General features: G+C 54.3%; 18 protein-coding genes. 15 read left to right on the forward strand and 3 right to left on the reverse strand.

From position 1 onward, the window contains the following. Positions 1 to 70: 70 nt before the first annotated feature. On the reverse strand, positions 71 to 451 hold the full coding sequence (locus tag FED52_RS05865; protein ID WP_034778003.1) for a rhodanese-like domain-containing protein: 381 nt from the start codon (positions 449 to 451) through the stop codon (positions 71 to 73). Between the two features lie 164 nt (positions 452 to 615). Between FED52_RS05865 and mntR the strand changes: the two genes are divergently transcribed. Beyond that, on the forward strand, positions 616 to 1044 hold the full coding sequence (mntR, locus tag FED52_RS05870; protein WP_138859265.1) for a transcriptional regulator MntR: 429 nt from the start codon (positions 616 to 618) through the stop codon (positions 1042 to 1044). Positions 1045 to 1221: 177 nt separating this feature from the next. Beyond that, positions 1222 to 1749, forward strand: a complete 528-nt coding sequence (gene hpt, locus FED52_RS05875) for a hypoxanthine phosphoribosyltransferase (RefSeq protein WP_138860290.1) — start codon at positions 1222 to 1224, stop codon at positions 1747 to 1749. Positions 1750 to 1804: 55 nt separating this feature from the next. Here hpt and FED52_RS05880 read toward each other — a convergent pair whose 3' ends face one another. Together FED52_RS05880 and FED52_RS05885 are read right to left on the reverse strand one after the other, a co-directional pair. After that, on the reverse strand, positions 1805 to 2218 hold the full coding sequence (locus tag FED52_RS05880; RefSeq protein ID WP_034777995.1) for an SA1362 family protein: 414 nt from the start codon (positions 2216 to 2218) through the stop codon (positions 1805 to 1807). Between the two features lie 16 nt (positions 2219 to 2234). Continuing rightward, on the reverse strand, positions 2235 to 3179 hold the full coding sequence (locus FED52_RS05885; protein WP_138859266.1) for a DUF1385 domain-containing protein: 945 nt from the start codon (positions 3177 to 3179) through the stop codon (positions 2235 to 2237). Between the two features lie 143 nt (positions 3180 to 3322). On the opposite strand from FED52_RS05885, the gene aroQ reads away from it, so the two are divergent. From aroQ to ahrC, 13 genes are all read left to right on the forward strand, one after another. Further along, a complete protein-coding gene (gene aroQ, locus FED52_RS05890) occupies positions 3323 to 3760 on the forward strand; it encodes a type II 3-dehydroquinate dehydratase (protein ID WP_138859267.1) in 438 nt (145 codons plus the stop codon). Continuing rightward, a complete protein-coding gene (locus FED52_RS05895; protein WP_138860291.1) occupies positions 3756 to 4823 on the forward strand; it encodes a M24 family metallopeptidase in 1068 nt (355 codons plus the stop codon). The genes aroQ and FED52_RS05895 overlap by 5 nt, the downstream gene beginning before the upstream one ends. A 29-nt stretch (positions 4824 to 4852) precedes the next feature. Then, entirely contained in the window at positions 4853 to 5419 is a 567-nt protein-coding gene (gene efp, locus FED52_RS05900) for an elongation factor P (RefSeq protein WP_021067706.1), read from the forward strand. 113 nt (positions 5420 to 5532) lie between these two features. Next, entirely contained in the window at positions 5533 to 5988 is a 456-nt protein-coding gene (gene accB, locus FED52_RS05905; protein WP_138859268.1) for an acetyl-CoA carboxylase biotin carboxyl carrier protein, read from the forward strand. A 7-nt stretch (positions 5989 to 5995) separates the two neighbouring features. Then, positions 5996 to 7339 carry an acetyl-CoA carboxylase biotin carboxylase subunit gene (accC, locus tag FED52_RS05910; protein ID WP_034777987.1) on the forward strand — a complete coding sequence of 448 codons (1344 nt, stop codon included), beginning with the start codon at positions 5996 to 5998 and terminating at the stop codon, positions 7337 to 7339. A gap of 112 nt (positions 7340 to 7451) precedes the next feature. Next, on the forward strand, positions 7452 to 7835 hold the full coding sequence (nusB, locus tag FED52_RS05915) for a transcription antitermination factor NusB (protein WP_138859270.1): 384 nt from the start codon (positions 7452 to 7454) through the stop codon (positions 7833 to 7835). Between the two features lie 84 nt (positions 7836 to 7919). After that, positions 7920 to 8756: a bifunctional methylenetetrahydrofolate dehydrogenase/methenyltetrahydrofolate cyclohydrolase FolD gene (gene folD, locus FED52_RS05920; RefSeq protein ID WP_138859271.1), complete on the forward strand. Its 837-nt coding sequence runs from the start codon at positions 7920 to 7922 to the stop codon at positions 8754 to 8756. Next, positions 8749 to 10098: an exodeoxyribonuclease VII large subunit gene (xseA, locus tag FED52_RS05925; RefSeq protein ID WP_138859272.1), complete on the forward strand. Its 1350-nt coding sequence runs from the start codon at positions 8749 to 8751 to the stop codon at positions 10096 to 10098. Before folD ends, xseA begins: the two co-directional genes overlap by 8 nt. Continuing rightward, entirely contained in the window at positions 10067 to 10297 is a 231-nt protein-coding gene (xseB, locus tag FED52_RS05930; RefSeq protein ID WP_034777980.1) for an exodeoxyribonuclease VII small subunit, read from the forward strand. The genes xseA and xseB overlap by 32 nt, the downstream gene beginning before the upstream one ends. Continuing rightward, positions 10294 to 11172, forward strand: a complete 879-nt coding sequence (locus FED52_RS05935; RefSeq protein WP_138859273.1) for a polyprenyl synthetase family protein — start codon at positions 10294 to 10296, stop codon at positions 11170 to 11172. The genes xseB and FED52_RS05935 overlap by 4 nt, the downstream gene beginning before the upstream one ends. 123 nt (positions 11173 to 11295) lie before the next feature. Continuing rightward, positions 11296 to 13188 (forward strand): 1-deoxy-D-xylulose-5-phosphate synthase, encoded by a 1893-nt coding sequence (gene dxs / locus FED52_RS05940; protein WP_205729362.1) that lies wholly within the window; start codon positions 11296 to 11298, stop codon positions 13186 to 13188. Between the two features lie 6 nt (positions 13189 to 13194). Further along, the gene (locus FED52_RS05945; protein ID WP_034777976.1) at positions 13195 to 14016 is read left to right on the forward strand and encodes a TlyA family RNA methyltransferase; all 822 of its coding nucleotides are present in this window, start codon (positions 13195 to 13197) and stop codon (positions 14014 to 14016) included. Positions 14017 to 14155: 139 nt separating this feature from the next. Continuing rightward, the gene (ahrC, locus tag FED52_RS05950; RefSeq protein ID WP_021067696.1) at positions 14156 to 14605 is read left to right on the forward strand and encodes a transcriptional regulator AhrC/ArgR; all 450 of its coding nucleotides are present in this window, start codon (positions 14156 to 14158) and stop codon (positions 14603 to 14605) included. Positions 14606 to 14610: the final 5 nt, after the last annotated feature.

A 14610-nucleotide genomic window follows, 5' to 3' on the forward strand; every position in this document is an offset into this window, starting at 1 on the left:
GTGAGCGGGTATTTTTCTGGAAATAAAAAAACGTCCCTCCTCGGAGTGAGGAGTGGACGTGGTGGGCAGGTCAGTCTTTCTTGACTTTCCCTTTCCAGTTTTTGAAGCCGCCATCGAGCATGTAAATGTCGGTATAACCATTTTTCATAAGCAATTTGGCCGCCTGGTTCGAACGCGACTTGCCTTGGCAATACATGAGGATCGGCTGATCTTTGCGAAGTTCTTTCATGCGTAGTTTCAATTGGCCGACCGGGATGTTACGGGCGCCGACGATGTGGCCTCCCTTATACTCGTTCGGTTCACGGACGTCGATCAATTGTCCTTTACGGAGCGACGCACGAAACTCTTCTTGTTTCATTTTCTTCAAACCGCGTGCCGGCAAGAAACGCCAGACGATGTATGCGATGAGCGCAGCCCATAGGATGATGACGAGGATAGTTTCGATTCCCATTGATGTTCTCCCTTTCTCTATTAAGTTTCACCAACATCCATTATAAAGAATATAAGGTCATGAGACAATGATTGACTGATGGATTTACCCGTTCTGCTTTCGGTTTCTAGGTGGTTGCGTTAAAATAGAGGTTGCAGAACGGAACATAAGGGGAGGCTACGCCCATGCCGACACCGAGTATGGAAGATTACTTAGAACGAATTTATTTGCTAATGGTCGAGAAAGGATACGCCCGCGTGTCCGATATCGCCGAACATTTAGGGGTGCATCCCTCCTCTGTCACGAAAATGGTGCAAAAGCTCGACCGGGAAGACTATTTGATTTATGAGAAATATAGAGGACTCATGTTGACGAAAAAAGGTCAAAAAATCGGGAAACGACTCGTCGAGCGTCATGCGATGCTCGAATCATTTTTACGTTTGATTGGTGTCGACGAGGCCCATGTCTACGAGGACGTCGAAGGGATCGAGCACCATTTGAGCTCGAACACGCTTGACTGCATGACCCAGTTCGTCGAATTTTTTGATGATAAGCCCGAACTGATGGCCCAGTTTCGCGCGTTTCAAGAACTGAATACGAACGACGATGAGTGAGTCTAGATGACCGCGACCGATGAATCGATTCGGGAGCGGTCTTTTTTATCAAAACGCCTCTAGAACCGAACGATAAAACGTTTTAATTGAATTTTAGTCTGTTTTTGAGTTGTTTTTGTGATAGAATGGGTGCTGGTAAGAATGATAAGGGGGTGACGGCGAACAATCGCCGACATGATGGATATTCAAATCAAAGGGACACTGTTTGACGAAGCACAAATCAAACAGCGCGTGGCGGAACTCGCTGAACAAATCGAACGGGATGCGGCCGGGACACCAATCGTCCTCGTGGCCGTCTTGAAAGGGTCGCTCGTCTTTGCGGCTGATTTGATGAGACAGATGACGGGCAGTGTCCAACTTGATACGGTGGCGACGTCTTCTTATGGGAAGAAATCGACTTCGAGCGGGAACGTCCAACTCCGGAAAGATTTAGACCTCGATGTCGAAGGGAAGTACGTCGTCATCATCGAAGACATCATCGACACGGGACAGACGCTTAAATTCTTGTGTCAGCATATGACGTTACATCAACCGGGGCAATTGAAGATTTGTACACTTCTCGACAAGCCGGCCCGCCGACTCGTCACGCTCGACGCCGATTACGTCGGCTTCGAGATCCCGGATGAGTTCGTCATCGGGTACGGTATCGACTACGCCGAACAGTATCGCAATCTACCGTATATCGGTTTCGTCGAAACGGACTGACTTCCGAATCACGACAAAAAACGAACCAGGTCGCCCGTGGCGATCTGGTTCGTTTTCACATGTTCGCTTTCTTTTTCTTCTTGCCTTTCTTCCCCTCGATGACGGTGAGGTGAGGGGCGTCGCTACGATGCGTCGAACGAGCCGGGCGCTTCGAGAGTTTCGTCACGTTTGAACCAGGTTTCGCTTTCTTTTTCGTCGTCGCGGACGGTTTCACTTTAGGGTTCGCACCGGGACGTTGCATCCGTTTTTTGGAAGCCTGAGCGGTCTTCCGGTACCGCATATCCTCGGCTGAGATTTTAGGAGCCATGAACACACGATAAATCACATAGAAGATTAACCCGAAAATACCGATGAAGAGCAACTGTCTGAACAAGCGACCGGGGTCGGTCGCGAGCATATGTCCGACTCCGATGAAGCCTAAGATGAACACGATCGTGGCAGCGGTCGTACCGATTCTTTGTCTGATCATGGTGCTTTCCTCCTCTTTATCCCTCTCTTTGCGCGGCCGGTTGACCTAGTTCTGAACGTTCCCATGTTTCGAAAGCCTCGATGGCGACGCGGATTTGCTCATCGTTTGGTTCACGCGTCGTCAACAGCTGTAGCGATAGTCCCGGCTTGCCGAGGACGGATAGGAAGCGATGTTCACGAAAACGGTTTGTGAATTGGAGCACCTCGAACGAGATGCCGATGACCACCGGTAACAAGGCGATGCGGCTGACGAGTCGGACCCAGAGCGGATCGATCGGGACGACCATATAGACGCCGATGCCAACGAAAACGGTGAACAGGATGAAGCTTGACCCACAGCGATAGTGGAGGCGTGAGCTCGAGCGGACGTTGTCGACGGTGATCGGTCGTCCGGACTCATAACAGTTGATGACCTTGTGTTCAGCGCCGTGATATTGAAACACGCGTCGAATGAGCGGTGTCAAGGAAATCAAATAGAGGTAACTGAGCAGCAATACTAATTTTATTCCCCCTTCGAGGAGGTTTTGAATCACGTGACCGGACAATGCGGGCACACTTTGGAACATGGCGGCGAGCAGGGCCGGTGTGACGTTAAAAATGAGCTTGCCGAACACGTACGAGATGATCCCGACGACCGCGATCATGATGACCATCAAGATGTTCTGTTTCTTCTCATCCGGTTTCGTCGCCTCGTCCTCGCTCGGATCGACGTCATAGCGGTCACTGGCGAAGTTCATGTGGGCGGAACCGTTTTTGAGCGATTCGTATAAGGCGACCACGCCGCGCAGGAACGGGACTTTCTTTAACGATTGGACCCAGGGGACGAGGATGCGAGGTTGCTCGAACGTCTCGATGGATCCGTCCTTCCGGCGGATTGCCGAGGCACTCTCGGTGCGTCCTTGAAACATGACGCCTTCCACAAGCGCTTGCCCTCCAACGGGGATCAGTGGTTTAGTTTTCATGGCGTTTCCTCGATTCCTACAGTTATATAGTTGAATTATACCGTGATTCACCTAAAAAACGAAACCACATGAACGTCAATTGTCGCTACAACCGTTAAATTTGTTACAATAGAGGCGACTTGACGAACAGGGGGGGAAGACTTGTGCACATACTCGTCTTGAATGGGCCGAATTTGAATCTACTCGGGAGACGTGAACCGGACGTATATGGTGACGTCTCGTTGAAGGGACTGACGGCGGAGCTGTTGCTCGCCGCGCCAGATGACGTCGAGTTGACGTTCGTCCAATCCAACCATGAAGGCGAACTGATCGACGCGCTACACGAAGCGTACGATTATGTGGGGGTCATCTTCAACGCCGGGGCGTATACACATACGTCAATCGCGCTTCGAGATGCCATCGCCGCCATCAAGGCCCCGGTCGTCGAAGTACATATCTCGAACGTGCATGCACGAGAGTCGTTTCGTCATGAATCCAAGCTCGCCGGCGTCTGTCTCGGCGTCATCAGCGGCTTCGGGTTGACGAGTTACACGCTCGCGTTGCAGGCGCTGATCGAACATTGGAGGAATCGACATGATTGAACGGGTCAACAAACTGCAAGCTCAGCTAGAAGCGAACGGAATTGACGGATTGCTCGTGACGAAACGGGAGAACATCCGCTACTTGTCGGGGTTCACCGGGTCGAGTGGCGTCCTTGTGATCACGCCAAAGTCGGCGAGCTTCATCACCGACTTCCGCTACACGGAACAGGCCGCGAGCCAAGTGAAAGGGTTCGACATCATTGAACACAAGACATCGCTCATCAAGTCGGTCGCAGAAGTCGTGGACCGGGAAGCGGTCGCACGCCTCGGTATCGAGCAAGATGACATGACGGTCGGGCAATTCCGGACGTATGAAAAAGACGTCAACGCCGAACTCGTCGAGACATCAGGCATCGTCGAAAAGCTACGCTTGATTAAGGATGAGTCAGAGATTAAGATAATGAAGGAAGCTGCGGCGATTGCGGATGCGGCGTTCACCCATATCCAGTCGTTTATCCGCCCGGGCCGGACAGAGAAAGAGGTCGCGAATGAACTCGAGATGTTCATGCGTGCTCAAGGAGCCGACTCGTCGTCGTTTGATATGATCGTTGCATCGGGCCATCGCTCGGCATTGCCGCACGGTGTGGCCAGTGATAAGGTCATCGAGGCAGGCGAACTCGTGACACTCGACTTCGGGGCTTACTATCAGGGGTACTGCTCGGACATCACGCGCACGCTCGCCGTCGGAGAGATCTCAGACGAGTTGCGCAACATCTATGATACAGTACTCCGCGCACAACTCGCGGGTGTCGAAGGCACGAAAGCCGGGATCACGGGAATCGAGGCGGACGCGTTGACGCGTGATGTGATCAAAGAAGCCGGTTATGGTGAGTACTTTGGGCATTCGACGGGACACGGTCTCGGCATGGAAGTCCATGAGGCGCCAGGGCTGTCATTCCGTTCGGAGACGGTGCTTGAACCGGGGATGGTCGTCACGGTCGAACCAGGCATCTACATCGCCGGAATCGGCGGATGTCGCATCGAGGACGATATCGTCATCACTGAGACTGGCAATTTCCGTCTCACGCAGTCGCCAAAAGAGTTAATTACGATTGAGGCTTGAGTCTCAGCTCATCTTAGGAGGAAATCAACATGGTATCAGTTAACGATTTAAAAACAGGCTTAACGGTCAAAACGTCGGACGGATCGATTTGGCAAGTCATCGAATTCCAACACGTCAAGCCGGGTAAAGGCGCGGCTTTCGTTCGTACGAAGATGCGTAACTTGCGCACGGGGGCGATTCAAGAGACGACGTTCCGTGGCGGCGAGCGCATCGAGCGTGCCCACATCGAACGTAAACGTATGCAGTACCTCTACCCGATGGGCGACACGTACGTGTTCATGGACACAGAGTCGTATGAGCAGCTCGAACTCACGGGCGAGCAAGTGAAAGCGGCGCTCCCGTACATGCTTGAAAACATGGAAGTGAGCATCGCTGACTACGATGGCGAGATTCTCGGCATCGAGCTCCCGACGACGGTCGTCTTGACGATTGTCGAGGCCGATCCAGGCGTCAAAGGTGACACGGCATCGAACGTGAAGAAAAATGCGACGGTCGAAACGGGCCACATCATTCAAGTGCCGCTCTTCATCGAGCCAGGCGAAAAAGTAACGGTCGACACGCGCACAGGCGAGTTCACGGGCCGCTATAACGGGTAAGGCAAAGGGTGTCCATTCTTCGGAATGGGCCCTTTTTTTGTCGTTGCATTCACTGGTCTGACCAGTTATAGTAGAGTAGAGATTAGTACCAGGTATAAACAGGGGGTTATTTCATGCAAATCGAACATATTAAAGAGCTGATCACAATGCTCGATCAGACGTCGGTCCACGAGCTGGAGCTCGAGACGTCAGAATTTAAACTATCATTGAAAAAAGAAGCGGCCCCGCAACTCGCCGCCCATCATACACCAGCCGCCCAAGCGGCGCCGGTCGCTGCACCTACACCGGCCGCTCAAACGGAGCAAGCAGTCACACCGGAAGCGGCCCCGAGCAACTTACGGACGATCACGTCGCCGATGGTCGGGACGTTCTATTCGCGCCCGGCACCGGACAAGGAGGCCTACGTCCAAGTCGGCGATCGCGTCGAAGCTGGACAAGTGGTCTGTATTTTAGAAGCGATGAAGCTGTTCAATGACGTCGAGGCGGAAATCAGCGGAGAAATCGTCGAGATGCTCGTCGCTGACGGCGATTTAGTCGAATATGGTCAAGCGCTCTTCAGCGTGAAGTGAGGTGTCTATGAAACTACTCATTGCAAACCGTGGAGAAATTGCGGTCCGGATCATCCGGGCCGCGAAAGAGTTGAACATTCCGACGGTCGCCGTCTTCTCCGAGGCCGACCGTGAAGCGCTACACGTCCGTCTCGCCGACGAGGCGTACTGCATCGGACCGAACCCGTCCAAAGACTCATACTTGAATATCCCGAACATCCTATCGGTCGCTTGTGCGGTCGATGCGACGATGATTCATCCGGGTTACGGTTTTTTGGCCGAAAACGCCGAATTCGCCGAGATGAGCGAGGCGTGCGGCATCCAATTCGTCGGACCGAGCAGTTATGCGATTCGGAAGATGGGCATTAAAGACGAAGCGAAGCGAACGATGATCGAGTCGGGCGTTCCGGTCGTTCCGGGATCGAGTGGGGTCGTGACCGACGAGGAAGCGGTCGAACTCGCCCGTGAAATCGGTTATCCGGTCATCATCAAAGCGACGGCCGGAGGCGGAGGACGCGGAATCCGTGTCGCCTATGATGAGACAGAGCTTGTCAAAGGGCTCACGGATACTCGTAAAGAAGCGAAGCAGGCGTTCGGCAACGGCGACGTCTATCTCGAGAAGTACATCGAGTCGTTCCGCCACGTCGAGGTGCAAGTGCTCGCCGACCAGTACGGCAACGTCATCCATCTCGGAGAACGTGATTGTACGATTCAGCGCCGGATGCAGAAGCTGATCGAGGAGGCACCGTCGCCGGCGATCGATGAGGCGACGCGCCAAGCGATGGGAGATGCGGCCGTGAAAGCGGCCAAAGCGATCCGTTATTCTGGTGCCGGTACGATCGAGTTCATCTACGTCCCGGAGTCGAACGAGTTCTATTTCATGGAAATGAACACGCGAATCCAAGTCGAACATCCGGTCACCGAGATGATCACCGGCTTCGACCTCGTCCAAGCACAACTCGAGGTCGCGCTCGGTCATCCGCTCGCGATCAGTCAAGCCGACATCACGTTCAGCGGACACTCGATCGAGTGCCGCATCAACGCCGAGGACCCGTTTGCCGACTTCCGTCCGATGGCTGGGAAAATTGATCAGTACATCGTGCCGGGCGGTATGGGTGTCCGGGTCGACAGCGGTCTGTTCGCAGGCGCGGTCATCCCGCCGTTCTATGATTCGATGGTGGCGAAGTTGATCGTCCATGCCCCGACGCGGGAAGAGGCGATCGCGAAGATGCTTCGCGCGCTCGATGAGTTCACGGTATCGGGCATTCATACGACGATTCCATTCCATCAACAAGTCATGGCGCACGAACGTTTCCGAGCGGGCGCGTTCGACACGAAATTTGTCGAAAAAGAAATGACGCTCACAAAATGAACCGTACCAGGAAGCCCGAACATTATTTGGGCTTCCTGGTTTTTTGTACTGAATTTATGGAGGCTTTATGCTAAACTATCACAATGAAAGCATGCAAAAGGAGAGTATCTGAATGAAACGTCATGAAGCACGAGAAAAAGCGATTCAAACGCTTTTTCAAATCGAAGTATCAAAACTTAAGGTGGACGAGGCCATCGAATTCGCCCTCGACGGTATGGATTCGGATCCATTCTACGAACAACTCGTCGTTGAGACGTTAGAAAAGAAAGACGAAATTGACGAACTGCTCGTCGAAAACTTGAAAAACTGGAGACTCGATCGCCTCGGCAACGTCGAGCGGACGATTCTCCGCATGGCGACGTACGAGTTGCTCTATGTCGAGACGATTCCGGACAAAGTGACGATCAACGAGGCGGTCGAACTCGCCAAGTCGTTCGCCGACGAAGAAGCGGCCAAGCTCGTCAACGGCGTCCTCGGCAACATTATTAAAGCGTAAACGAAGAGAGAGAAACGCGTCATACAAATAGAGAAGACACCACACCAACTACAGAGAAACCTAAGATAACGGGGGATGAGAGAGATGGCAGTAGTGATCGACGGGAAACAAATCGCAGCATCATATCGGGAAACGTTGAAAGAACGGGTCAGTGCGCTTCGTGCGCGCGGCATCGTTCCGAAACTGAAAGTCATTTTAATCGGGGATGATCCGGCGAGCCACAGCTACGTCCGGGGTAAAGAACGGGCAGCAGCTGAGATCGGGATCGATTCACAAGTGATTCGTTTCGATGAGACGATCTCGGAACGTGAAGTGCTCGAACTGATTGATTCGATGAACGAGGACGACGAGCTCCATGGCATCCTCGTTCAATTGCCGCTACCGAAGCATATCGATGAGAACCGTGTCATCATGCGCATCTCGCCAGACAAGGATGTGGATGGGTTCCATCCGACCAACGTCGGGAAGATGATGCTCGGTCTCGAGACACTGTTGCCGTGCACGCCGCACGGAATTCTCCATCTCGTCAAGACACAGACTGACCTCGTCGGTAAACACGTCGTCGTCGTCGGTCGCAGCCAAATCGTCGGGAAACCTGTCGGGATGCTGTTTTTAAACGAGTCGGCCACGGTGACATACTGTCACTCGAAAACGGTCGACCTCGGTGCGATGACGCGTCAAGCCGACATTTTGATCGTCGCCGTCGGTCGGGCCGGTCTCGTCACGAACGAGATGGTCAAACCGGGAGCGATCGTCATCGATGTCGGTGTCAACCGCGTCGACAGCCGTCTCGTCGGAGATGTTGACTTTGATGGTGTCCGCGACGTCGCTGGCGCCATCACCCCGGTTCCGGGTGGTGTCGGTCCGATGACGATCACGATGCTCATGCACAATACGGTCGAGGTCGCCTCACGTGGCTAATCCGATTCAAGTCTCTGAAGTCGTCCGTTATGTGAAACGTCAACTCGACGGTGACCCGGTGTTGCAACAAGTCGCCGTCATCGGCGAAATCTCGAACTTTAAACGGTACGCCTCAGGGCACTGCTATTTCACACTGAAAGACGAATCGTCCCGCATGAAGGCGGTCATGTTCTCACGAGATGCCCGCACGCTCAACTTTGAACCTACGGACGGGATGAACGTGGTCGTCGTCGCTCGAGTGACGATGTATGAGTCGACCGGTGATGTTCAATTGTACGTCGAGCTCATGCGGCAAGACGGCATCGGCATCTTGTTCGAACGCTATGAGGCACGAAAACGTGAGCTCGAGGCGAAGGGCTGGTTCGCGGCGGAACGGAAACGTCCGCTACCGGCGTTCCCTGAGCGCATCGGAATCATCACGTCTCCGAAAGGCGCAGCCTTGCACGATATCGCGACGACGCTTAGACGGCGGGCACCGCACGTGGCCATCACGTTCGCTCCTGTCGCAGTCCAAGGTGAACAAGCCGCTCCGCAAGTGGCGAGTGCGATTCGGTGGATGAATGAACGCACCGACTGCGATGTATTGATTGTCGGACGCGGAGGTGGATCGATTGAGGAATTGTGGGCGTTCAACGAGGATGTCGTCGTCGAAGCAATCTACGATTCCGAGATTCCTGTCATTTCGGCCGTCGGTCACGAGACAGATTTTACGTTGGCTGATTTCGTCGCCGACGTACGGGCTGCCACTCCGACAGCGGCGGCGGAGCTCGCGACGGCAACAATCGAAGCGCAACGAAAAGATGTGGAGCGCTTAAGTCGCGCACTCACGCGGGTCGTGACGACGCAAATGGCCTCGCTTCGCGAACGTGTCGAGCGCATGAAAAACAGTTACGGCCTCAAGTCGCCCCGCTATACGATCATTCAAAAGCGAGAGCGGTTCGCCCAGGCCGAGATTCGGCTCGAACAGAGTGCCACGAAACAAGTGACGCACGCGCGGCACCGTTTCGCAGCGTCGTCCCAACGCCTCGACGTCCGCAATCTGATGCAAGTGTTCCGAACGCAAGACGACCGTTTCCGGCAATATGAAGGACGGTTAGAACGCATTCGACCTCTCGAGAGACCGGCGGTTCAATTCGCCCAGTTGGCAGGACGATTGCAATCTGTCAGCCCGCTCGCCGTGCTCGCGAGAGGATACACGTTCGTCGAACAGGACGGGACGTACGTGAAAGATGTCAAACAACTACATGACGGCCTGGTGACGATCCGATTTCGGGATGGCCATGCCGTCGCGGAAGTGAAGGAGAGACACGATGGCGAAGAAACAAGAAGAACTGACGTTTGAAGCGGCGCTCGCCCGGCTCGAGGAAATCGTGACACAACTCGAGACGGGAGAAGTCGCCCTTGAAGAAGCGATGACCCTTTACGAGGAAGGCGTGCGATTGTCTGCCCTCTGTCAGACCAAATTGACGGCGGCGGAACAAAAAATGGACGAAATTCTTGAACTCGACGGGACGCTCCGTGAAAAAGGAGGGACCGTATGAGCGTGCAGGTCCATCTACAGGCATGGAAAGAAGAGGTCGAACAGGCGACGCGTCGCTTGCTCGATCCGTCTCTGATGCCGGAGCGCTTGTTTCAATCGATGACATACTCCCTCGAGGCGGGTGGGAAACGGATTCGTCCGGCTCTTCTTTATGCCGTCCTCGATACATATGGCCGTCCGAGGGCGCTCGGGCATGAAGCGGCCGTCGCCCTCGAGATGGTCCACACATACTCGCTCATCCATGATGACCTTCCGGCGATGGATGACGATGACGTCCGTCGCGGGCGTCCGACGAACCATCGTCAGTTCGATGAGGCGACCGCGATTCTCGCAGGCGACGCCTTGCTGACGGATGCGTTTCATCTCATTGCACGGGCCGATTTGGAAGCGACGAAAGTCGTCGCCCTCATGACACGGTTCAGTGAAGCGGCAGGCAGCGCCGGCATGGTCGGCGGTCAGCTCGATGACATGCTCGCTGAGAAACGGAGCGGTGTGACACTGTCGACTCTGCAATCGATCCATGAGCGGAAGACGGGGGCGCTTCTCGTGTATGCCCTTGAAGCGGGGGCCATCCTTTCGGACGCTTCCGAGACGGATCGTCAGGCGCTCGCACGGTTCGGAAAACATCTCGGGGTCGCCTTCCAAATCCAAGATGATATTTTAGACGTCGAAGGAGACGAGGCGCTCATCGGGAAACGAGTCGGTTCGGACGAAGGAAACGATAAAGCGACGTATCCGAAACTGCTCGGTCTCGATGGAGCGAAAAAAGCGCTGGAACAAGAAGTCACGGAAAGTGAGGCCGCACTGGCCGAACTTTCGGTCGAGGCCCCACTTTTACGGGAGCTTCTCGACTTCGTCGTACGACGCAATCATTAATCTCGGTGACACGATGAGCACATCGTGTCACCTTTGTTTTTGTGAATGTATAGCATCTATGGACACATTCTTGTAAAATGTAAGGTACGAATCAGTAATAAGACAGGAGAAAGGATGGTCATCATGGACTTGACATCCATTCAAGACCCGTCATTCTTAAAAAAGATGTCGGTACCCGAGTTAGAAGCGCTCGGCGCAGACATCAGACGGTTTTTGATTGAAAAATTGGCTGAAACGGGAGGGCACTTGGGACCAAACCTAGGGGTTGTCGAATTGACGCTTGCCTTGCACCGTGTATTTGACAGTCCGAAAGACCAACTCGTATGGGACGTGGGGCATCAAGCGTACGTCCACAAAATCTTGACAGGACGAACGAGTCAGTTCGATACGCTGCGTCAATACAACGGCTTATGCGGATTCCCGAAGCGTTGTGAGAGCAATCATGACGTCTGGGAGACGGGGCACAGCTCGACGTCCTTATCGGCCGCGATGGGAATCGCCATCGCGAACGAGTTGAAAGGACGCTCGAACGACCGGGCCATCGCCATCATCGGGGACGGGGCGCTAACTGGGGGAATGGCGCTCGAAGCGCTCAACCATATCGGCGCCGAGAAACAAAATGTCATCGTCATCTTGAACGATAACGAGATGTCGATCGCGCCGAACGTCGGCGCGATGCACAACATGCTCGGCCGGATGCGGTCGTCACGTAAACTGAAACACGCCCGTGAGGAAGTCGAGACGCTCATCAAACATATCCCGATCGTCGGCAACTCGCTCGAACGGAGCGTGGAACGCGTGAAGGATATGCTGAAATCAGCGCTCATCCCAGGGACGTTCTTCGAAGAGCTCGGATTCACGTACTTCGGACCGACGGACGGTCACGATTTACGCGACCTGCTCGAGACGCTCGAGTACGCCAAGAAAATCGATGGACCGGTCATCGTTCACGTCATCACGAAAAAAGGCAAGGGCTATCGTCCGGCCGAACTCGATGGTGTCGGCACGTGGCACGGTCTCGGACCGTATAAAATCGAGTCGGGAGAAGTCATCAAAGGCAAGGTCAAAGGACCGAGCTATTCGAAGGTCGTCGCTGAGACGATCACGAAAGTCGCCGAGACGGACGAGCGCGTGACACTCATCACACCAGCGATGAGCGTCGGCTCGAAACTCGATTGCTTCAACAAGCAATTCCCGGAGCGGATGTTTGACGTCGGCATTGCCGAGCAACATGCGGTCACATTGGCCGGAGGACAGGCGACACAAGGCTTGAAGCCGGTCGTCTCGATTTATTCGACGTTCTTCCAACGCGCCTATGATCAGCTCGTGCACGACATTTGCCGTCAAAACTTGAACGTCATCTTCACGATCGATCGTTCTGGTCTCGTCGGAGCGGACGGGGAGACGCACCAAGGCGTGTTCGATATCGCCTTTATGCGCCACGTGCCGAACATTCGCATCTTGATGGCGAAAGACGAAGAGGAATTGCAACATCTCGTCTATTCGGCGCTGAAGTATGATGACGGTCCAATCGCCGTCCGTTTCCCGCGCGGCGAAGGAATCGGGACACCGATGAGCGAGACGCTCCGCGAATTGCCGCTCGACGTCTGGGAGACGGTCGCGGACGGAACGGATGTCGCCATCTTGACGTTCGGTCCACAAGTGCAAGACGCGCTTGAAGTGCGTGCACTGCTTGAAGGGCAAGTGAGCGTCCGTGTCATCAACGCTCGTACGATCAAACCGCTCGACGACGTCATGCTCTCCGCTTTATACGCGGAAGGCATCCCGCTCGTCACGTTAGAGGAAGCGGCGCTCGCCGGAGGTTTCGGCAGCAGTGTGCTCGAACATGCGAGCGATGCCGGGCAGTTCCCGCGTGTGCTCCGACTTGGCATTCCGGACCGCTATATCGAACACGGCGGCGTCAATCAATTGCTCGAAGAAATCGGGCTCCGTCCGACGCAAATCGCTGACTCGGTTCAGCAGTTCGTTCAAGTGACAAATCGACAGAATGTGTGAGGAACTATGGAAAAACGAAAGAAAACTAGATTAGATGTACTCCTCGTCGACCGCGGGTTAGCGGAGACGAGAGAGAAAGCGAAACGGGCCGTCATGGCCGGTCTCGTCTATAGTGGGACCGAACGGCTTGATAAGGCGGGGGACAAAGTGTTTGACGACATCCCGCTCGAAGTGAAAGGCCAAGTGTTGCCATACGTCGGACGGGGGGGACTGAAGCTTGAAAAAGCGCTCCAAGTCTTCCCGTTCGATGTGGCTGGTAACATCGGCATCGATATCGGTTCATCGACAGGCGGGTTTACTGATTGCGCGCTCCAAAACGGCGCTGCGCAGATGTATGCCGTCGACGTCGGTTATAACCAATTGGCATGGAAGCTGCGGAGCGATGACCGTGTCGTCGTCATGGAGCGGATGAACTTCCGCCATGCGACCGCGGACCAGTTTCCGGTGGCGCCGGACTTTGCGACGATTGACGTCTCATTTATCTCGCTTCGGCTCATGATTCCGCCGTTGAAGACGATTTTGAAGCCTAACGGCATCGTCATGGCGCTCGTCAAACCGCAATTTGAGGCCGGGAAGGCCGATGTCGGCAAGAAAGGCATCGTCCGGGACCGTGCCATCCATGAACGGGTCGTCGACGACATGGTCCGTTACTTCGCCTCGGAAGGGTTCGAAGTTGCGGGACTCGACTTCTCGCCGATCACCGGTGGGGATGGGAATATCGAGTTCTTATTGTTCGCCCGTTTCACCGGCGTCGGCAGTGTCGACCCAGCCATCGACGTGGACGCGGTCATCGACGCCGCCCACGCGCAATTGAAGAAGAACGCTTGAGCTGCAGACGTCTTGTCTGCAGTTTTTTTGTGTCCGCTCGCCGATCCAGGGAATTCATCCCGCGAAAGCTAGACCTTTTTTCGACAATACTTTAGAATGATACTGAGTATGCGAAACATAAAATGAGGTGTCAGCGAGTATGAACAAAGGACAGCGCTTGATTAAAATTCGAGAAATCGTGACCAATCGTGAAATCGAGACACAAGACGAGCTCGTCGATGAGCTCCACCGCTCCGGCTATCCGGTGACGCAAGCGACAGTTTCGCGGGATATCAAAGAACTTCATCTCGTGAAAGTGCCGCTCAACGACGGTCGCTATAAGTATAGTCTCCCGGCCGATCAACGCTTCAATCCGTACGGCAAGATGAAGCGGATCCTCGGTGACAGCTTCGTCTCGGTCGACTCGGCTCAAAACTTGGTCGTCATGAAAGTGTTGCCGGGCAATGCGGATGCGATCGGTGTCTTGATCGATCATTTGTCATGGGACGAGCTGATTGGAACGGTATGTGGAGACGACACGATTTTGATGATCGCCCGTGACGAAGACCAGGCGAAACGAATCATCGAACGACTACTCGGAATGTTATGAGGTGA

Source organism: Exiguobacterium mexicanum, from assembly GCF_005960665.1.
Taxonomy (GTDB): Bacteria; Bacillota; Bacilli; order Exiguobacteriales; family Exiguobacteriaceae; genus Exiguobacterium; species Exiguobacterium mexicanum_A.